Annotated in this window: 16 protein-coding genes, 1 pseudogene and 1 riboswitch; of the genes and pseudogenes, 4 read left to right on the top strand and 13 right to left on the bottom strand. The window is 60.4% G+C overall.

The features are described from left to right. The first annotated feature begins 40 nt into the window (after window positions 1-40). The 3 genes from ACL58G_RS21865 to ACL58G_RS21855 all read left to right on the top strand — a co-directional run bounded on the left by ACL58G_RS21865 (window position 41) and on the right by ACL58G_RS21855 (window position 3070). Window positions 41-1450 (top strand): NAD(P)-binding protein, encoded by a 1410-nt coding sequence (locus ACL58G_RS21865; RefSeq protein ID WP_440963142.1) that lies wholly within the window; start codon window positions 41-43, stop codon window positions 1448-1450. 51 nt (window positions 1451-1501) lie between these two features. Continuing rightward, window positions 1502-2716, top strand: a complete 1215-nt coding sequence (locus tag ACL58G_RS21860) for an MFS transporter (RefSeq protein WP_440963141.1) — start codon at window positions 1502-1504, stop codon at window positions 2714-2716. 72 nt (window positions 2717-2788) lie between these two features. Beyond that, a complete protein-coding gene (locus ACL58G_RS21855; protein WP_440963140.1) occupies window positions 2789-3070 on the top strand; it encodes an ArsR/SmtB family transcription factor in 282 nt (93 codons plus the stop codon). Window positions 3071-3098: 28 nt separating this feature from the next. Here ACL58G_RS21855 and ACL58G_RS21850 read toward each other — a convergent pair. From ACL58G_RS21850 to ACL58G_RS21805, 10 genes and pseudogenes are all read right to left on the bottom strand, one after another. Further along, window positions 3099-3252 (bottom strand): annotated as a pseudogene (locus tag ACL58G_RS21850) (N-acetyltransferase family protein); the annotation flags it as partial. 479 nt (window positions 3253-3731) lie between these two features. Next, on the bottom strand, window positions 3732-5039 hold the full coding sequence (locus ACL58G_RS21845) for a voltage-gated chloride channel family protein (RefSeq protein WP_440963139.1): 1308 nt from the start codon (window positions 5037-5039) through the stop codon (window positions 3732-3734). A gap of 68 nt (window positions 5040-5107) precedes the next feature. Next, window positions 5108-5172, bottom strand: a riboswitch (Fluoride riboswitch). Between the two features lie 146 nt (window positions 5173-5318). Next, window positions 5319-5984: a SorB family sulfite dehydrogenase c-type cytochrome subunit gene (sorB, locus tag ACL58G_RS21840; RefSeq protein WP_440963138.1), complete on the bottom strand. Its 666-nt coding sequence runs from the start codon at window positions 5982-5984 to the stop codon at window positions 5319-5321. Then, complete coding sequence (sorA, locus tag ACL58G_RS21835) at window positions 5981-7219, bottom strand: SorA family sulfite dehydrogenase catalytic subunit (protein ID WP_440963137.1); 1239 nt, start codon at window positions 7217-7219, stop codon at window positions 5981-5983. The genes sorB and sorA overlap by 4 nt, the downstream gene beginning before the upstream one ends. 49 nt (window positions 7220-7268) lie before the next feature. Continuing rightward, window positions 7269-8672 (bottom strand): YVTN family beta-propeller repeat protein, encoded by a 1404-nt coding sequence (locus ACL58G_RS21830; protein ID WP_440963136.1) that lies wholly within the window; start codon window positions 8670-8672, stop codon window positions 7269-7271. Further along, the gene (locus tag ACL58G_RS21825; protein ID WP_440968087.1) at window positions 8659-9030 is read right to left on the bottom strand and encodes a DUF305 domain-containing protein; all 372 of its coding nucleotides are present in this window, start codon (window positions 9028-9030) and stop codon (window positions 8659-8661) included. The genes ACL58G_RS21830 and ACL58G_RS21825 overlap by 14 nt, the downstream gene beginning before the upstream one ends. A gap of 56 nt (window positions 9031-9086) precedes the next feature. After that, a complete protein-coding gene (locus tag ACL58G_RS21820) occupies window positions 9087-9899 on the bottom strand; it encodes an anti-sigma factor family protein (protein ID WP_440963135.1) in 813 nt (270 codons plus the stop codon). Beyond that, complete coding sequence (locus tag ACL58G_RS21815) at window positions 9896-10414, bottom strand: RNA polymerase sigma factor (RefSeq protein ID WP_440963134.1); 519 nt, start codon at window positions 10412-10414, stop codon at window positions 9896-9898. The genes ACL58G_RS21820 and ACL58G_RS21815 overlap by 4 nt, the downstream gene beginning before the upstream one ends. A gap of 12 nt (window positions 10415-10426) precedes the next feature. After that, window positions 10427-10861 (bottom strand): nuclear transport factor 2 family protein, encoded by a 435-nt coding sequence (locus tag ACL58G_RS21810; protein ID WP_440963133.1) that lies wholly within the window; start codon window positions 10859-10861, stop codon window positions 10427-10429. 92 nt (window positions 10862-10953) lie between these two features. Continuing rightward, window positions 10954-11841 carry a LysR substrate-binding domain-containing protein gene (locus tag ACL58G_RS21805; protein ID WP_440963132.1) on the bottom strand — a complete coding sequence of 296 codons (888 nt, stop codon included), beginning with the start codon at window positions 11839-11841 and terminating at the stop codon, window positions 10954-10956. A 103-nt stretch (window positions 11842-11944) separates the two neighbouring features. Between ACL58G_RS21805 and ACL58G_RS21800 the strand changes: the two genes are divergently transcribed. Continuing rightward, window positions 11945-12961: a YeiH family protein gene (locus ACL58G_RS21800; RefSeq protein WP_440963131.1), complete on the top strand. Its 1017-nt coding sequence runs from the start codon at window positions 11945-11947 to the stop codon at window positions 12959-12961. A 1281-nt stretch (window positions 12962-14242) separates the two neighbouring features. Here ACL58G_RS21800 and ACL58G_RS21795 read toward each other — a convergent pair. The 3 genes from ACL58G_RS21795 to ACL58G_RS21785 all read right to left on the bottom strand — a co-directional run bounded on the left by ACL58G_RS21795 (window position 14243) and on the right by ACL58G_RS21785 (window position 18583). Next, a complete protein-coding gene (locus tag ACL58G_RS21795) occupies window positions 14243-15367 on the bottom strand; it encodes a hypothetical protein (protein WP_440963130.1) in 1125 nt (374 codons plus the stop codon). A gap of 203 nt (window positions 15368-15570) precedes the next feature. Beyond that, window positions 15571-16107, bottom strand: coding sequence for a hypothetical protein (locus ACL58G_RS21790; RefSeq protein WP_440963129.1), 537 nt, complete (start codon window positions 16105-16107; stop codon window positions 15571-15573). Continuing rightward, a complete protein-coding gene (locus ACL58G_RS21785; protein WP_440963128.1) occupies window positions 16100-18583 on the bottom strand; it encodes a hypothetical protein in 2484 nt (827 codons plus the stop codon). Before ACL58G_RS21785 ends, ACL58G_RS21790 begins: the two co-directional genes overlap by 8 nt. Window position 18584: the final 1 nt, after the last annotated feature.

The raw sequence follows: 18584 nt of genomic DNA, 5'->3' as shown, positions 1-18584 counted from the left end.
GACCAACAGAACTTTGCCTGACTAGACGAGGAGAACAAGAATGAATAGCAACGAAGAACAACAACTGCCGGTGGCGGTGCTTGGAGCAGGTCCCGTAGGCCTTGCAGCGGCTGCGCACCTGATCGAGCGGGGCCTGACACCGCTTATTCTCGAAGCTGGTTCCAAGGTAGGCGCCAACCTGTCCACCTACCGCCACGTGCGCCTGTTCTCGCCCTGGCAATACAACGTCGACAAGGCGGCCCGCCGCCTTCTGCAGCAGCACGGTTGGACTTCGCCGCCGGACGACGGGCTGCCGACAGCCGGCGAATTACTCGACGCTTACCTCGCTCCGCTCGCAGCGGCGCCCGTAATTGCAGCCAACCTGCTGCTCGGGCAGCGCGTCATTGCCATCACGCGCGTCGGTTTCGACAAGGTAAAGACCAAGGGCCGCGAGGCCGCACCCTTCCTGATCCGCACTGAAACGGCGGAAGGGAATCGGCAGTACCTGGCCAGTGCCGTGATTGACGCTACCGGCACCTGGTCGCAGCAGAATCCCCTAGGTGCCGATGGCATCCCTGCACATGGCGAAGCGGCACTGGCGGCGCGCATCGACTATGGCATGCCTGATGTCCTTAGAGGCGCGCGCGAACGCTTCGCGGGCCGGCGAGTGCTTGTCGTCGGAGCCGGGCACTCCGCAGCCGGAAGCCTGCTCGCGCTCGCGCAACTAGCCGAGGATTATCCGAAGACCAGCATCGTGTGGGCAACCCGCGGCAGCAACATGACCCGGGTGTTCGGCGGCGGCGAAGCCGATGGCTTGCAGGCACGCGGCCAGCTCGGGCTGCGCCTGAAGGCCCTGCGCGACTCCGGTGGACTGGAATTGCGCCAGAACTTCCGGATCGAGCAACTGGAAGAAGTCGACGGCCGGATCCGCGTGACCGGAGAGCCGCTCGGCCGCGCCGCGCCGGTGATCGACGGGGTCGACCGGATTATCTGCGCGGCCGGGGCGCGGCCCGACCTCGCGCTGACGCGCGAACTGCGCGTGCGCCATGACCCATGGCTCGAAAGCACCGATGCGCTGGCGCCCCTGATCGATCCGAACGAGCACAGCTGCGGCACCGTCCGTCCGCACGGACATAACGAGCTGGCCCACCCGGAACCCGGCTACTACGCCGTCGGTGCGAAGAGCTATGGCCGCGCCCCCAATTTCTTGATGGCGACCGGGTACGAGCAGGTGCGCTCCGTGGTCGCAGCGCTTGTCGGCGATATGGCTGCGACCGACGACGTGCAGCTCGACCTGCCGGAAACGGGCGTGTGCAATACGCGGCTGGCCTACGAAGATGCTGCATCCGAGTCGGCCGCTTCCTGCTGCGGTGTGCCGGCGGCGCAGGCCGCGAGCTGCTGCGTTCCGGCGCCGTCGCCGTCCGGCGCTTGCGGCTGCAGTGCGCCGGCCAGGATCAGCTGCTGCGCCTGATTGAATGAACTGCCGCCGGTGCCAGCCGGCGGCGCCAACCTGGAGCCTCGCGTGCAACAGCCATCGAAGACCATCGGCATCCTCGCCGTCACCCAAATCGTTTCGTGGGGATCCCTTTACTATGCCTTCTCCATCGTGGCGCCCGACATCGAGCGTGACCTGGCGCTCGCGCCGGAACTAGTGTTCGGCGCCTTTTCCTGGGCCTTGCTCGTTGCGGGACTGGCCTCGACGCCGGTCGGCATCCTGCTGGACCGCTACGGCGGGCGCTACGTGATGGCGACCGGTTCGGTCCTGTGTACTCTTGGGCTGGTTGGACTCAGCCACTGCACCGGTGTCGTATCCTACTATGTCGCCTGGACGCTCATAGGCGTGGCGATGGCGCTCACGCTCTACGAAGCCGCCTTTGCCACGATCAACCGCAAGCTCGAGATTGGCTCCAGAAAAGCGATTTCGACCTTGACGCTGTTCGGAGGTTTTGCCAGCACGGTGTTCTGGCCATTGACCGCCAAACTGCATACGATGCTCGGCTGGCGCGACACCTACCTCTGGTATGGGGCCATACAGCTTCTGATCTGCGTGCCGCTGCATCTCTGGCTGGGCGCCGATACGGCCCGCAGCAAGTTGAGGGATCCAGTCGGTGCGCCCCGGAGTCACACCCTGGCGGAAGCTTTGCGGCACCAGGCGTTCTGGATGCTGGCACTGGCATTCTCGGCCAATGCATTCATTTTCTCGGCCATGTCGGTCCACCTGATCCCATTACTCGGGCACCTGGGCGAATCCGCGGCGCTGGCGGTCATGCTGGCCACGCTGATCGGTCCGATGCAGGTTGCGGGCCGTATTGGGGAGATGACGCTCGGGCGGAATACGCCGCCACAAACGGTCGGCAAGCTGACGTTCTCCATGCTCCCTGCGGCCTTGCTCGTCCTCGTGCTGTTTGGTTCGCAGGCCTGGGCGGCGGCTTCTTTCTGCGTGCTGTACGGGTTGAGTAACGGCATCCTAACAATCGTGCGTGGCTCGGTCCCTCAGGCGCTGTTCGGCCGCGAGAACTACGGCGCAATCTCCGGCGCGATGGCAGGTCCGTCGCTCCTCTCGAAGGCGGCCGGGCCGCTCGCTGCGGCAGCAATCTTGCGTTACGACAGCGGTCCTTTGATACTGCTGTTCGCGCTGCTCGCCATGTCTGTCGCTTCGCTTGCCTTCTACCTTCGAGCGGTGGCCACTGAACCACCGGGGCAGTACGCCGAAGCTTTTGACAAAGGTATCTCCTGAGGTCTATTCTGCGTTCGCCAAACAACGAACAAATCTATGTCAAAGTCCTGCTGTCCCCCAACTACTCCTCGCGTGCGTGATACCGACATCGATGCCGATGACCTGGCACGCATGTGCAAGGCACTCGCGCATCCTGCACGTATCCAGCTGCTCCGCCACCTGATCGATTATGGCGAATGCTACTTCGGGAAGCTGACGGATGTATTGCCGCTGGCGCCGTCGACGATTTCCCAGCATGTCTCGATCCTGAAGGAAGCAGGGCTGATCGAGGGCTCGTCCGATGTGCAGAGGGTCTGCTACTGCGTCAATCCGGCTCGGCTGAAGCAGTTGCAACAGGCTATCGGGGCGCTGTAGCGTAAAGGGGCCTGTACCCACATCACGCTCACTTCCCGAACTTGAGCTCCCAGTAGCCAATATCGATCCAGCGCCCGAACTTCAAGCCGACCTCCGTGAATTGGCGGGCCTTCCGAAAGCCCAGCTTTTCGTGCAGCCCCCACGCTGGCTTCGTTCGGCAAGGCGATCCCGCCGATGATCAGGCGCAGGTCGCGTTTTCGCAGCCTCCTCCAGCATGGTCCAGTTTCCTGTCCCTCGTTTACGCTGCATGTTCTGCACACTTCGCATGAGACGAGCAATCCGGAACTTTGACCCGCGCTTGCGGCCAGCATCGAGTTCGAGACAAGTTAGGTTGGCGTCGAACGGCACTCAGATACTGTCGCTTAGAGGGAGCCAAAATCCGATCCACGGTCTTTGATAATCTCCGGTTCGCACGATGGAGGCCTAGCCCGGTGAACATGGCTGCAGATAGGGAAGCTTTATGCTTGTGCGGCAACCCGCGTAAATCAACATTATGGGAATAATGTCCGGACCCAGTTTCCGCCACCGTCCATGAGCAAATGGTGCGACAGGCTGGGTGCGCCGAGCCGATGCCAGAAACGCGTGCGGCGAGCCTTGGCGGAGGTGGGAAAATAGAGACGGAGTGCGCAGTGTTCGTTCATGGTCTGGTCAATCATTTTCTTCATTCCTCCGCCGTAGTGGCGGTGGGGTGGGCGGGGCGATAGGCCGATGTTTCCGAAAGCCGGATGCCTTCCGGCAGGTCGCGATGAGGTTTCGCATGTCCAACGCGCTGCGCGCGATAAATTCCCGTGTGGCCCGAGAACAGGTAGCTGACGACGCAGCCGAGCGCGGCATAGGGGGCGATCTCCGCGCCGAACAGTTCAATGGCCATCACGGTCGATGCGAGCGGCGTATTTGCCGCGCCCGCAAACACGGCCACGAATCCGACCGCGGCCAGGGTCGCGAACGGCAGGTGCAACAGCGGGGCGAGGGCATTGCCGAGCGTCGCACCAATGAAGAACAGTGGCGTCACTTCACCACCCTTGAAGCCCGATCCAAGCGAGACGACGGTAAAGACCAGCTTGCCGATGAAGTCGCTGGCCGGGAGTTGATGCGCAAAGGATTCGAGGATCACCGGAATACCGAGACCGATGTAGCGCTGGGTGCCCAGTACCGTGACGGCCAGCGCGACCAGCAGGCCGCCGAGCAGGGGGCGCAGCGGCGCGTAGCGCACGCGAGCCTTCACGAAATCGGACAGCTTGTGGGTGGCGTTGGCGAACACCATGCCGGCCAAGCCGAACAAGACGCCGGCGCAAAGCGTCGCCAGCAATCCGCTGCCGGTCAATGGCGGAATGGCGCCTGCCGCGTAGTGGGTGTGGTGCACACCCCACGACAGGCCGACCTGGTCGGCGATCACCGCTGCGACCACACATGGCAGGATGGCGTCATAGCGCATTCGGCCGATGGCCAGGACCTCGAGCCCGAAGATAGCGCCGGCCAGGGGCGTACCGAATACCGAGGCGAAGCCGGCGCTGATGCCGGCCATGATCAACAAGCGCCGGGTTTGGGCGTCCACCTTGAAGTGGTGCGCCAGCTGATCGGCCAGCGAGCCACCCATCTGGACCGCGGTGCCTTCACGGCCGACCGAGGCGCCGAACAGGTGGGAGATGACGGTGCCCCCGAGCACGAGCGGCGTCATGCGAAACGGGATGGTGTTTTTCGGGTCGTGGATTTCGTCGATCAGCAGATTGTTACCGGCTTCGACGCGCTTGCCGAAGGCGTGATAAGCCAATCCAACCGCAAAGCCGGCGAGCGGCAGCAGCCAGATGAGCCAGGGGTGCGTTTCGCGAATGGAGGTTGCGCGTTCGAGCGCAAACAGGAAAAAGGCAGATGCGGAACCGGCCAGCGCCGCCACTAGTAACGCAAGTGCCAGCCACTTGCCCATATAGGGCAGCAGATCGATTTGTTCGGGTTGTCGGAATGTCTTCATGTAAGCCAGAAATCAGGTGAATGAACCTGGCCAGGCATGAAGGAGCGTGCCTACTTCTTCCTGACCAGGAATAAGTAGGCATCATCAGCTCGGGGTGAGCGGTTACAGGAGGAATGCCATCTCCAAAAGCAGAGGTCGATGATAGCACCAATTTTCCAGGAAGCGCAGAACCGCGGATCGCCGCGACGAACAAGCCTTGATCCTCCGGCGTTCCGTGTTGTCCGCATCGCCGCCGGACGCAGCGGCCACCGCGCAGGCAGCCGCATCATGGCCATGGGCTTACTGCGACAGCACGTAGCGCGCGAGGCTGCGAGCCTGCTCCTCGCTCAGCTGCCCGTAAGGCGGCATCGGCACCGGGCCCCACTTGCCGGCGCCGCCGGCGCGGATGTTCTTCGCTACCGTCGCTTCGGCGTCCGTGGCATGCGCATACTTTGCCGCGACCGCCTTGTAGGCCGGGCCGACGACGGTCTTGTCGACCGCGTGGCAGGAGAGGCAGTTGTTGGCCGCGAGCAGCGCTTTGGCATCGGCCAAAGCCACGCCCGTTCTCGCGGGTACGGGAATGGATGCCAGGCGCGCAGCCGCAGGATTGTTCGCCGCTGCAGGTACGATGGCCGGCGCGCCTGCGCTGCCCTGCTCGGCACCGTAGGTCTTGGTCAGGTAGTCCACCATGGCCGGGATGTCGGCATCGTCGAACTGCGCGCCGTAGGGGTGCTTCATCTTCTTGACCGTCGCTTCCCAGTAGCTGCGCGGCGAAGTCGGCGGCTGGGTCTGCGGATAGTCGACCGAATGGCAGGTCATGCAGTTGCGCTGCACCAGCGCGTAGCCGGGCTGGCTGCTGGGCTTGAACTGGGCCGTTTCCGGCGGCAGCTGAATCTCGGTGGCGAGCGCGGGAGCCGCGGCCACCAGCAGGGACAGCAGGAATGGTTTCATCGACTGGTTCCTCATACCGCGACCACGCGCACGGATTCGACGACATTGCGCATGTAGCCGGGCGGATTCCACAGGGCGGTAGACGGCTGGCCCTGGCCGATACGGTTGGTGGCGCGCACCAGCAGCACGTGCTCGCCCTTGCGCGACGGGGTGAAGACCGTACTCCATTCGCGGAAAGAGTAACGGCCCAGGTCCTTGCCCAGCTGGGCCGCTTGCCAGGTCTTACCGGCATCGCTGGAGAAGGCCACGTCGGTAACGCCGTAGCCGCCATCGAAGGCGATGCCCCGCACGACGGTCTGGCGCCCGCGCGCTAGCTGGGCGCCGTCGGTCAGGCTCGTGATGAAGGAGCGCACGTTGAAGCGGCCGATCGGCACCGTCTTCGCGGCCGACTTGCCGGGTTCGGTGCATGCGCAGGCGTTGGCCGGGATGCGATAGGCGGTGCTCATCCAGAAACCGTCGAACACCTTGTCCATCACCGTAATGTCGGACAGGTGCTTCACCCAGTAGGTGCCGTAGTAGCCGGGCACCACCAAGCGCAGCGGATAGCCATTCATGACCGGTAGGTCGGCGCCGTTCATCTGCCAGGCCAGCATGACTTCGCCATCGAGAGCGTGGTCGACGTCGAGCGCCTTCATGAAGTCCGGGCCGTCGCCTACCGGCGGCTTGTCCAGGCCATTGAAGGCCACCTGGAGCGATCCGGCCTTGACGCCGGCCTTTTCCAGCACCTTGCTCAGGGGGGCCCCTGTCCAGCGCGCATTGCCCATCGCGCCATTGGCCAGCTGGCCGCCGTTCACCCGCGGCGTCGAGAACCCGCGGCTATTGCCCGAACACTGGTTGACGGCGACCAGTTCGACGCCGTCGGCCAGTTGCTTCAGGTCGGCCAGAGACAGTTCGAGCGGCGTGTTGACGTTGCCGCCAACGCGCAGGCGATAGGTCTGCAGGTCGATCGAGGTGGGGATCCCGGCCCAGTGGTAGCGTACGAAGAAAGCGTCGTTGGGTGTGATCACGCTGTCGTTGAAGACGCCAAAGGGCGTCTCGAGCTGGGGCGGGCGCGCGGTCAGCAGGATCAGCGGGCGCTTTTGCGGATAAGCCACCAGCGGGCGCGCGCCGTTGGCGAAGGGCAGGGTCACGTGGCCGGACTCGGCGGCCAGTGCGTTCAGTACCGGGCTGCCGAAGGCGCCGGCGGCGCCGAGGGCGCCGGCCTGGCGCAGGAAGGTTCGGCGTGCCGGTGCCGGGGGAAGCTTGGTCATGCTGGTCTCCGTTCTTACGGTTGGACTACCTGTGCCACGGCTTGCCGAGTTATTGTACGCTCGTCAACGCCGCCTTGGCAGGATTCGCGGGCGCATCACCCTCCATGACGAGGATGCGGCTGGCCGTGGCCTGCTTGCCCGACAGGCTGCCCGCCACTTCGCGCATCGGGCCGATGGCAGTGCCGTTGGCCATGCCCTTGGGGTTGGTCTTGAAGCTGGCGACCGGCGCCGCCTGGCCGCTGGCATACACGCTGTACACCGTGTCTGGCTTGAGCTTGTAGAGCGACACCTCGAACGCATCCGTCAGGCCGAGGTTGCGCGCCACCACGAAGCCCTTAGCCTCGCCGGCGGCCGGCTTGAGCGCGATGTTCACCGGCTCGGTGTTGGCGCGCTGGACCAGGTTGGCGGCGCCGGCGCCGGCCGGCACGACATGCGACACGTAGACCAGGGCCTGCGGCGCCTGCCCGACCGGCGCGTGGGCCACGACTTTGTTGGCGGCAGTGTCGATGACATCCACGCCATCGCCATTCTCCAGGCCCACGTAGACGCGGCTGCCGTCGTCCGAACTCCAGACGCCGTGCGGCAGGGCGCCGGTCGGAATGCTTGCCACCGGCGCCGGCGAATCGCCGGTACTGTAGACCTTGACCATGTTCTCGCCGCCGATGGTCACATAGGCGCGCACGCTGTCGGCGGTCTTCGCGAAGGCCAGGTGGTTGGTGATGAAGCCGGTGTCGATGACGCCCTTCACCGCCAGCGTCGCGGTGTCGATGCGGGTGACCTTGCCGACGTCCTTGTGGGTCATCCACACTTCCTTGAAGTCCGGTGTGAATTGCAGGAAGGGCGAGAACGGGCTGGTCACCGGAATGTGCTTGACGACCTTGTGCGACTTGACGTCGACGACGTCGACGGTAGGGTTGAAGCTCGACACCACGAAGGCGAGCTTGCCGTTCGGATGGAACATCACCATGCCGGGTCCGCCGGTCGTCTGGATGCGGCGCTTTTCCTTGAAGGTGGCCGGGTCGATCACCGAGATATAGTCTTCGCCGCGCACCACCACCCAGACCTCGCGTCCGTCGGCCGTGAAGAAGCCCTCGTGCGGCGAGCGGCCGATGTAGGTCACGCCTTTGACCTTGTTGGTGGCGGTGTCGATGAAGGTGACCGAATTCGAGCCGTTAGCGATCGCGATCAGGGTCTTGTGGTCGGGCGAAAAGCCCAGGCCGTGCACGTTCACTTCACCCTTGTACAGCGGCGAGAGCACGTCCGGGCGCTGGTTGCCGAGGCGGATCTGGCCCAGCAGGGTATTCGTGGACGGATCGATGACCGAGACGGTGTTGCTGTTCTGGTCAGCGGTATAGACGCGGTCCTGCGCGCCGGGGAGGGCGTGGGCGGGCGCAAGGGTGGCGGAGAGGGCAGCGGCCAGGGCAATGCCGCAGAGCGATTTAGTGGTGTGCATGGGAGTCCTTGTGGTGAGTAGTGGTGGCTGCGCCGCCGTGGTGACCTCGCAGCCAGGCCTGCATCACGTTGATTTCATTCTGCTGCTCGGCGATGATGCCCTGCGCCAGGTTGCGTAGTTCTGGGTCGGTGCTGTGCACGAGGATGGCCTTCGCCATGTCGATCGCGCCCTGGTGGTGTGGGATCATCATGGTGACGAAGTCGTGTCCAGGCTCCCCGGTCATGGGTGCGCGCCGCATGCCGTCGTCCATGACGGCCATGGCGTCCGCGGCCAGCGCGGCATACGGTTTGGCGCTGCTGGCGACGAAAGCTGCGGGCGGCGCGCTGCCTGCAGTTGCACGCCCGTGCGCATGCGGCATGTCCTGGGCGGCGCAGGCGGCGCTCAAGAAGCAGGCAACAATCAAATACTGGTTTTTCAAACCGGTCCCTCCAGTTGTTCGTATACGGCGCTGGCGACGCGCGCCAGTTGACCCTTGTCGATGCCGGCCGAGAGCGCATATCCGAACTTGCCGTCGATCCAGTAAAAGACGTTCACGGGGCCTTCCTTCGCAAAGCGGAAACCCGTGTCCTTGTTGTGTGCCTGCTCGGTCGACACGTACAGGGTCAGGCGCTGGCCGGCACTGTCGTGGTACATGAATTGCGCCACCGGCCCGCTGGCGCCGGGCAGCAGGCGCCCGCCGATCAATTCATAGCCGAGCTTGCCCAGGCGCGGCGGATGGATCTTGCTGCCCAAACGCTTGGACAGCCAGGCGACCAGCTGGTCTTCCTGGTCGGCGCCGACTTCCACCGGCCGCCGCACCTCCGGACTGTAGACCACGTGGGCGACCGCGGCCTGGTGCGCAAGCCCGGAGGCGGCCTGTTGCGGATAGGCCAGGCTCATGTCGGACTGCGCCAGGCGCAGGTCGTGGTCCGCTGCCCCGCGCAGGCCCCAGCCGGCGCCGCCGCTGATGAGGGCGATCGCCAGCCCGGCGGCCAGGCTCCACTGCCAGCCGTCGCGCCAGCTGCTCCGCCGACGCGTTGGCGCGGCCATCCGCAGAGGCACCGGCTCGTCGAGCACGGCATCGAACAGGGCGTGCAGGCCATCGTTTTGAGAGGCGTAGGCCTGAATCCTCGTTGCTTCTTCCGGACGTGCGGCCAGATAAGCTTCGACCTCGGCGCGCCTGGCTGGCGGCAGTCTGCCGTCGACATAGGCGTGCAGGTCAGCTTCGGTAACGGGCAGGATGTTCATTTGACGACTTTCAATGGAACGACGGAAGCACGGCCCTCCATCAGCGCGCGCAGTTTTTCGCGTGCGCGCGACAGGCGCGACATCACGGTCCCGACAGGGATCCCCAGCGAGCTCGCGACGTCCTCGTAACGCATTTCCTCGAGCCCGACCAGCAGCAGGACCGCGCGGTGTTCCTCTGACAGCAGACGCAGGGCGGTGTCGAGGTCGCGCAGCTCGAGGCCGATCGATTCGTGCCCGTGCATTGCCGTCACCGGCGTCTCATCGTCCAGCGGCTCGGTCTGCAGCGTCCCGCGACGGCCCTGGTCGACCCGCAGGTTATGCATGATCGAGAATAACCAGGCGCGCATGTCGGTGCCGCGCTGCCAGCTCCGCAAGCCTGCCCAGCCGCGTTCGACCGTGTCCTGGACCAGGTCCTCGGCGGCGGCGCGGTCGCCGACCAGCGCACGCGCGTAGCGGCGCAGGCGCGGCACGTAGGCCAGCAGGTGGTTGGCGGCATCGTCAGGCACGAAGCTCATCGTCGTCCTGTTTCAGTGAGCGCCAGCGGCCAGCTTGGGATCGACCTGCCAGGTCTCATTGACCAGCTTGCCGTCACGGTAGGTCAGCACATAGCGCGCCTTGACCTGAACCTTGCCTTCGAAATGGACGGCGGCCACCACCGTTACGCCTTTCGGGTTCGCCGACTCGGCGGCCCCCATGACGTTGACGCGTGCCGGTCCGGCGGCGGCGGTGAACTTGTCCCATACGGCGCCGATGGCCGCCGGACCGTCGTAGCTGCCGTCGAGCGGACCGCCGACCCAGGTGAGGCGGGCGTTGTCGGCATAGTCGCGCATGATGGCCGTGCGGTCTCCTGCGCCGATTGCGGCGAAATGCGCGTGGGCTGCATCGAGGGCCGGGCCGGCCAGGGCGCTTGTGGTGAGGCCGGCGCTGCCGGCCAGCAGGATGATCAGGTACTTGGTATTCATGACAACTCCCTGGTAGGACTTCGGAAAAAATTGTTCTTACCTGGGTGAACGCATCTGGCCGTGCTTTATTCCACGTGAACGCAATTATTTTTTCAGGCCGGATGGGCACGCACCAGCTCCTCGAATGCGGCGGCCGCGCGGCTGCGGTGGCGTTCAGGATGGCGCAGCATCGAAAAACTGCGTGCCGGCAGGTCGAAGCTCGCTTGCGCCAGTAGACCAGCCTGCAGGTGCGAAGCCACCACCAGCTCGGACACGGCAGTGGCGTACGGCCCGGCCATCACCGCGCTGCGCACCGCTTCGTTCGACGGCAGGCCAATGTCGACCCGCAGCGCGTCCGCCTGGATCCCGGCCGCGTCGAGTGCCGCTTCGAAGGCCGAGCGCGTGCCCGAACCGGCTTCGCGCAAAATCCATTGCGCACCCAGCAAGTCGGCCGCTTCCAACGGCTGCCCGCGTGCCCACGGATGGCCAGGCGCGACCACCACGACCATCCTGTCGTTGCCTACGACCTCTCTCGCCAGCGCCGGTTCGTCGATCGCGCCTTCGACGAAGCCGAGGTCGGCCATGCCCTGGAGCACTGCCTGCGCAACGTTCTCCGTATTGTCGACTTCGAGCCGTAGATCAATCGCCGGATAGGCCTGGCGAAAGCGCACCAGCAGCGCCGGTAGCCAGTAGCTGGCGATGGTCTGGCTGGCGTGGATGGACAGCGACCCGCGCCGCAGCTCGCCCAGCTCGGTGAGCGTGGCCTCGGCCGCGCGAGCGCTGGCCAGCGTGCGCCTGGCTTCGTCCAGGAAGATGCGGCCGGCCTCGCTGGTTTCGATACGCCGGCCGACGCGGTGGAAGAGGGCCGTGCCGTAACGGTCTTCGAGCGTCTTGACCGAGGCACTCACCGCCGATGGCGTCAGGTGAAGGGCGGCGGCGGCCTGCGTCAGGTGCTGGCGTTGTGCGACTTCCACGAAGATGCGAAGCTGTTCCAGGGTCATTGTTCATTCAATTCGAATGGTTCGTCTCAAATTATAAGATGGACCGAATGTTTGTGTTGGCTGAGAATAACTCGGTCAACGTATATACATATGAGAAAAAATCATGAAGAACGAGCCGAACGCTTTCCTTCCCGTTGTCCCTGGCCTGCTGCTGTGCGGCGCGGTGACGCTTGCAGCCTATGCCCTCGAGGCTGCTGAAACCCGGGTTTTCGGCCGCGCCTGGCTCGAAAGTCTGGTACTGGCAATCTTGCTCGGCACCGGCGTGCGCACCCTGCATCGGCTTCACCCACGCTTCGAGTCCGGTATTCACGTTGGCGCCAAGCTGCTGCTGGAGATTGCGGTCGTCCTGCTGGGCGCCTCGGTCAGCGCCGGTGCGTTGCTGGAAAACGGCCTGGGACTGATCGTCGGCATCGCCGGCGTCGTCGTGATCGCTATCGTGCTCAGTTATTTCATCGGGCGCGGGCTCGGCCTGCCGAAGAAGATGGCAATGCTGATCGCCTGCGGCAATTCGATTTGCGGCAATTCCGCGATTGCCGCGGTGGCCCCGGTGATCGACGCCGACGGCAAGGACGTGGCGGCGTCGATCGCCTTTACGGCGGTGCTGGGCGTGGTGGTGGTGCTGGGCTTGCCGTTCTTGGTCGGCTTGCTGTCCTTCACCCCGGTCGAGTATGGCGTGTTCGCCGGCCTGACCGTGTACGCCGTGCCGCAGGTGCTGGCCGCAACCGCTTCGGTATCGGCCGCGAGCGTACATATCGGCACTCTGGTGAAGCTGGTGCGCGTCCTGATGCTCGGCCCGGTGGTGCTGGTGCTGTCGATGATTGGACGCCGTGGCGGCAGCGGCAATGCGCGTCTTCGCCTGTCGCACCTGGTGCCCTGGTTCATCGTCGGCTTCCTGTTGCTGCTGGCTGCACGTTCCGCGGGCTGGATTCCGGAGGCAGCCCTGGTGCCGGCGCACGAGGCTGCGAACTTCTTCACCATCATGTCGATGGCCGCGCTGGGGCTGGGCGTCGACGCTCGCGCGGTGTTGCGGGCCGGCGGCAAGGTGACGTCGGTGGTCGTGCTGTCGCTGCTGGGGCTGGGCGCGGTCAGCTTCGTACTGATCAGGCTGCTGGCGGTGTGATACCAACCATGCTCTCTTTATTAACGCCACACTAATAAGGGATTCTCGATGCAATCAAATCCTTCCTTGAATGCTGGCCGCCTCGGCTTCGCCGGTGCACTGCTGGCGCTGAGTGCGGGCTTGGCGTGCGCGCAACAGGCCGTCCTTGTGTACGGCCCCGGCAGACCGGCCCTGCGATGAAGGAGGCCGCCGCTGCGTTCGAACAGGAGCACAGCGTCAAGGTCACGGTGACGGCGGTGATGCAGCCGGGCAACCCGAGGCGAATAGGGAAAACGGGAATTGCGCGCTAAGCCTTATTAATGGGGAGCAGCTCAGAAAACGCAAACCAAAGCACACTAAGCCGCTTACCAACATCCGAATGGGCGATGCCACAGGTCGGCACAGGCCGAGCTTCTGCTGCCGGTCGAAGCCATCTAAAAACCTGAGCCTTGGGCAAACGGGACCGGCAGGTTCCTACCTCTTTCTTATTTATTTGCTTCCAGATCCCGAATGTAGGCCGGCTTCTAGGTATGGCACTGAAGGAATTGCGAACAACACGAGTCGGCGCACGTCGCCCGGAATTTTCTTCGACGTCATGTGCACACTAAAGCGTAGCGAGACGGAGGATATGATGAGCATCTGGCTTGCGATGGTATGGAGAAACACTTAGCGAATACTTAGCGATCCCGGCAACAGGAAATTTTTCCTGTTGCCAAGTATTTGCTGTCTTCGGAAGAGTTAGCAGCTGGCATCCGGAGAATTTGTCGGCTGACGCAAGTTATACGGCGACGCTTGGCGGCGATGCCTGAGGAGATTTGACATTATAGAAGTATTGTCATCTTGTAGGACGCTGGGAAGCCGTTTACGGTCTTTGATAATCTCCTATTATCAAAGACCGTATTCCTTGTACCGGAGATGCGCTATCCCCCATCCCAACAGATTTGCCTAAGCGTAGCAAGTAGCCTCACGCGACCTTGAGTGGACACCGTCCCGGACCGTCGGCGGCGCCCAACGTCGAGGAGTTCAAGGAGGTGTGAACCGGGGGAAGGCTGTCGATCACCTCGGCAAACATTGATGACTTTACCCCCCCAAGGACGACGTCAGTTCCAAGTGTCTGCTGAAAGGATCCTGCCTCCGACCGCGATTGTGTCGAGGTAGACCTTATGGCTTCCGGGCGATGATCATCTGGGAGCGACTCGTTGCTGACCGTAATCCACTGCCATTTTTAGATTTCCTGAGTCTCAGAAGCATGGGTAGGGTACGGAATAAAAACGCCGGGCTTCGCCTTATTCGTTGTATGATTTATCTCGTACTACTATCAGTTTTTGCCCCCAATTTTGTTAGCGCCTCAAGTTCTGTTTTCCCGTTCGAAATCCGGTGTTCAACCAATGCGAGTTCTTGCTTCTTTGCCTTCAGCATCTGATCGATCGTTACCAAATCGTCATGTCCGGAAAGTCTTTGATATCTTTTCTTTAGGATGGTGACGTAGTCTCTTATACTATCTACGTTCCGATGTCCGGCACGTTCTGCGACTTTTCTTATAATAAGTTCCCAATCAATATCTTTAAACGTTCCGCCGTTTGAAATCAAAAGAGCTGTCGCAGCGTCTATTTCGGAGTGGAGGAGATTGGTGAGGTAGTGAGCGCGAATCCGATGTCCATGTCCCTCGACTTTAGCTTTTCCGAAAAATGCAGTAAATAGGTTGCTCATGGTTGTCAACGTCAAGGCTGCACCGGTCTTTGCCGAAATAAAAATTTCTTTTGGCTCCTTATAGGTCGAGCTTTTTCTCCTGAATCGCTCGACGATATCTGCTCGTGGGCCCTCTATCCACTCCCGAGTTCGTTCCAATAAGCTTGGTAGCACGCCTATATGTCTTGGCTTACCACCCTTGGTCTTAACGATACGCAATTCGCAGATATACCCGTCTCGGCGTAGATCATCAATTACAGACCACTCTGGAATTTGATCGACAGTCAAATTCTGGGCCTCGATCCGACGAACGCCCGTTTGGCCGTACCAATCGATAAGCAGATGGTTGCGGTCCGTCAGGCTTGGGTTCTTCGGATTATCGGCTGCAATATACAATTTTGTTAGGTCTTCATTGGTGGGAGTAGGCTGAACACTATTGGCGTCATTCGCCCTCGGACGGACACCTGAAACCACCCCAAATCGTGAAGGACGAAATTTGCCAGGACGAGCACGCTTACTGGATAGCAGCGGTTCGAAATTTTGCCCATCGTTATGCCCGGGTATGCGTACGATGTCTTTTACATATCCGTTTACTTCAAGCCAACAGTACATGTCGAAAATTGCGTCGCATCGAGCTGTGGCCACATAAATCTTATTATCGCGATTTCTCTGTTGGTTCAACCATGTAAGAAGTTGCTTATCTGTTACCTCAGCGTAGTTCGCTCCTTCTCCTTCCAAGTAGTTCCAGAAAAGCTGAATATATTGCGCGTAGGTCTTGACTGAACTGGTCTCAAGTTGTTCGTGTATAACGAGGTTGCGTAAGTAGTCACACACCGGCGCCACGAAATTAAACCGAGAGTCCACGAGCAGGGGTATGCCAGGATAGGGTCTATCAGCATAGACAAACCGATCGCTAGTGTATTCAAGACGACATTCCATAGTTAATGTCGATCGCTATCGTCGTGTGAACGTCGAGCAGCCCGAAGTGGTGTCACCTTTTGGTCGTAGTCCTTCATCCTACTAAGTTGGAGCAGAAGACGAGCTATTTCCTTATCCTTCTCCTGTAGCTCAGCTCTCGCGGCAGTATAATCATCCACATAGGATTGAATCCTCCTTTCTGCCGTTTTGAGTTGTTCACGCAAATTGCTGATCTCGCTTTCTTTTTTAGATTTACTTTGCCTTTTCTTTGCCAATCGTTCGAGAAGATGTTCCATTTTCTCGTGAAGTGCAGTGTATTCCACATCTGTTTCGTAGAGGGCGTTTCTGGAAAACCTTTCGATGCCAAGTGTCTCGTCTATCCATGCGACAAATGTCGCGGGGCGCATATTCTTTGGAATCGACTCAATAGCATTGGTGTCCAGTAGTTCCTCTAATTTATTAAGTTTGAAAACATACTTCTTGATTGCGTCGTTCCGCCGCTTCAACGCAATGGCTGGTTTATTTGCTCGCGGTGTACCGGCATCATTCGTGTTAGTCATCAGGGTCTCCCTGTGGTAAAGGGCATTGCGTTTCGGCCAAGGCAGCAATAAGCTTCTGATGAATCGCCCGGCTGGCTTCGCGGAGGATTGCCGGAGAGTCTTCAGATTCGGCAGTCTCTTGATGAAACTTGATGGCGTTAATCAAGGAGCTCTGCGCAGATTGCGTTACCATGTTAAACGCGCAGCCGGTGCAGGTAATTTCGCTGGCTTGACCGTGATCCGGTTCCGAGGAATTCGTGCAGTTACAGTGACGCTTCTTGTTTGCCTTTCGAAGCACACAGTAGCCCCAAGGGAATCCTGTCAATGAGACGCCCGTACGCTCGACTAGCCGCTCAAGTTTCTGCTTGTACTTGCGAGGTGAAACAACATCTGTATGTTTTGCCATCTGAGCATGAAGTCGTTGTGCAACTTGTTTTAATCGCGTGCCTTCCGAACCGCCGATATAAGTCAATCCTAAGGCCGCGCTGGCAAGAATGTTTGCGGTGTGCTCCTTGTCGACTTGAGCGATGATTTGCCCGATTTCGTTCTCCGAGGCGTAGCGACGGGTCATTTCACTGGTGAAGTGTCTGAGATGATACTGCAATGCGCCCCAATCGCCCTTATCGTAAATCCAGATATAAAGAATCGCGAAGAATCGCCGGAACTGATGCGGCTTGAACGTCCATGGTGTGCCATCTTCCAGTCGAGGAACGTCTACGAAATATCCGAATTTGCGCAAATTTTCGGCTAGGCGAAAAACCGGAAAATTCATCTCGCTTATTCCGTAGGTTCTATCGGATCCTGGGACATTGTACTGGAAGACATAGGATTCACCAGTGAGCCGCCTGGCTCGCTCGCTCAATTTTTCAAGAACGTTTACGGCAGCCACCACTACCTCTGGAACTGGAATACGTGATTCGGTCTTCAAAGTCTTATGGATGAAGCATTCAAGCCAAGGTTGACCAGAGTCATCAATATGAACACAACCTGCTTTGAGACCTATAATCTCCGAGGCGCGCCTTGCACTAAAGGCAGCGATAACTACGGCGCAGGCAGTCATTAAAAATAGAATGGCAGAGTGGAGACTCATCCCATCACGCAGCGATTCGGCACGGGTTTGTTCGTTCGAGGATTCTCCGGTGTCGCTAATCCGAGTCGGTACTATAGGAAACGGACTGGCGGGACCCGTCGGCCAAGTTCGAAACGAGTCTAGATGCTCAGCATATTTAACGGCAGCGCGACCCGGGTCCGCCTCATATACGATCTCAGCGTGGCTGTATAACGCTAGCAGGGTCGGAGCATAGTCGAGAACCCACCGTACAGACCGCTCAATAAGACATGTTGCTTGCGCGACTGGAATAGTTCCGGTACGACCGACTTCCCGGCCGAGTTTCTGTGCTTCGGCTCGCGCAGATGTCGAAAAGAACGGAGCGCTGGTTAATGCATCTTCCAGATACCGTCGGTGATCGTAAAGGTATTGGAACGACATGAGAAATCGACGAAGGTGTTCTTCGGATACGGGCTTGTCGTCATAATCGTCCTTCGATTGCGCTAGCGCCGCCTCTGTTTGATCCGGTTGCCTTATTTCACTTAAGGTATTGGCCTTACCCTGACGTGGTACTCTCCGATTGTCCGTTTTAGTTGCTCCGGCTTGGTCAATGTATTGGTTGCTGGAAGTGTCCCGATCGATGATCACTGAATCGACGCTGTTATTCGCGTTTCCCTTCCCTAAAAATTCAGGTTCCGGGTTATTATTCACTTCTTTGCTCTGCGATTTCTTTGTTCTTGCTTTTATGAAACCTGGCTGGTATAGCATGCACAGTGCTTCGGTTTCGTCTAAAAGCGTTATTAGGACACCAGACCGGCCGTTTGCCGCAAATGTGCCGAGCCCTGCATCGCTGAGAATAGCCATCCTGTCGAGAACTGCAGAGTTGATACTTTGGTTTGTTTTTTTTCGTACGGGGAAAACACGCATTGCTTTCCACCGACGCGTTTCAAGATCGTCATCAGCCTGAAAGTTTGCTTCTGCAATTAGATTCTCAAGGTGTCGTTCCAAAATCGATTCAGTATTTAAGACATTGTGGACACCATAGACCGCAGCACAGGCGTATTCCTCGCGGTCAGCCTTAGTGAGATCGGAGAAACGCTTGATGCCGCGGCTTATCATCCAACACGCGAGTGTGGTCAGGTTGCTTACGATTGTTGCTTGAACATCTGCACTTTCGACTTCGGCGAGGGGGCCAGTGCGGACGCCGTACGCGATGCGTTTAATCGATTCGTAGAGATTGGGGTAGTCAGAAAGAACTCCTCCATTAGGTATCTTCACGTTGAATGTCAGCACCCTGGGAGGCTTATTGCCAATATTCCGAACTGTCCAATCATGGGCGCTGTAAGGGCCAATCAACATCCATTCTGGTGAATAGCCCTTATCGGTGTGGAGAATAGGCGGTATAGTGCTGTCAACCGCTCTTGATTGAACCAACTGTGCATGCACCATG

The organism is Massilia sp. GER05 (genome assembly GCF_052056005.1).
GTDB classification, from domain to species: domain Bacteria; phylum Pseudomonadota; class Gammaproteobacteria; order Burkholderiales; family Burkholderiaceae_D; genus Telluria; species Telluria orientalis.
The sequence above is the reverse complement of the archived record's forward strand: the minus strand, read 5'-3'. Positions and strand labels throughout refer to the sequence as shown.

Bases quoted from the DNA above. Each gene is read 5' to 3' on its own strand.
- ACL58G_RS21830 (WP_440963136.1), bottom strand. From the start codon at position 8,672: ATGCACACCACTAAATCGCTCTGCGGCATTGCCCTGGCCGCTGCCCTC.
- ACL58G_RS21825 (WP_440968087.1), bottom strand. From the start codon at position 9,030: ATGCCGCATGCGCACGGGCGTGCAACTGCAGGCAGCGCGCCGCCCGCA.
- ACL58G_RS21785 (WP_440963128.1), bottom strand. From the start codon at position 18,583: ATGGTGCATGCACAGTTGGTTCAATCAAGAGCGGTTGACAGCACTATA.
- ACL58G_RS21815 (WP_440963134.1), bottom strand. From the start codon at position 10,414: ATGAGCTTCGTGCCTGACGATGCCGCCAACCACCTGCTGGCCTACGTG.
- ACL58G_RS21845 (WP_440963139.1), bottom strand. From the start codon at position 5,039: ATGAAGACATTCCGACAACCCGAACAAATCGATCTGCTGCCCTATATG.
- sorA (WP_440963137.1), bottom strand. From the start codon at position 7,219: ATGACCAAGCTTCCCCCGGCACCGGCACGCCGAACCTTCCTGCGCCAG.
- ACL58G_RS21790 (WP_440963129.1), bottom strand. From the start codon at position 16,107: ATGACTAACACGAATGATGCCGGTACACCGCGAGCAAATAAACCAGCC.
- ACL58G_RS21820 (WP_440963135.1), bottom strand. From the start codon at position 9,899: ATGAACATCCTGCCCGTTACCGAAGCTGACCTGCACGCCTATGTCGAC.
- ACL58G_RS21805 (WP_440963132.1), bottom strand. From the start codon at position 11,841: ATGACCCTGGAACAGCTTCGCATCTTCGTGGAAGTCGCACAACGCCAG.
- ACL58G_RS21865 (WP_440963142.1), top strand. From the start codon at position 41: ATGAATAGCAACGAAGAACAACAACTGCCGGTGGCGGTGCTTGGAGCA.
- ACL58G_RS21810 (WP_440963133.1), bottom strand. From the start codon at position 10,861: ATGAATACCAAGTACCTGATCATCCTGCTGGCCGGCAGCGCCGGCCTC.
- ACL58G_RS21800 (WP_440963131.1), top strand. From the start codon at position 11,945: ATGAAGAACGAGCCGAACGCTTTCCTTCCCGTTGTCCCTGGCCTGCTG.
- sorB (WP_440963138.1), bottom strand. From the start codon at position 5,984: ATGAGGAACCAGTCGATGAAACCATTCCTGCTGTCCCTGCTGGTGGCC.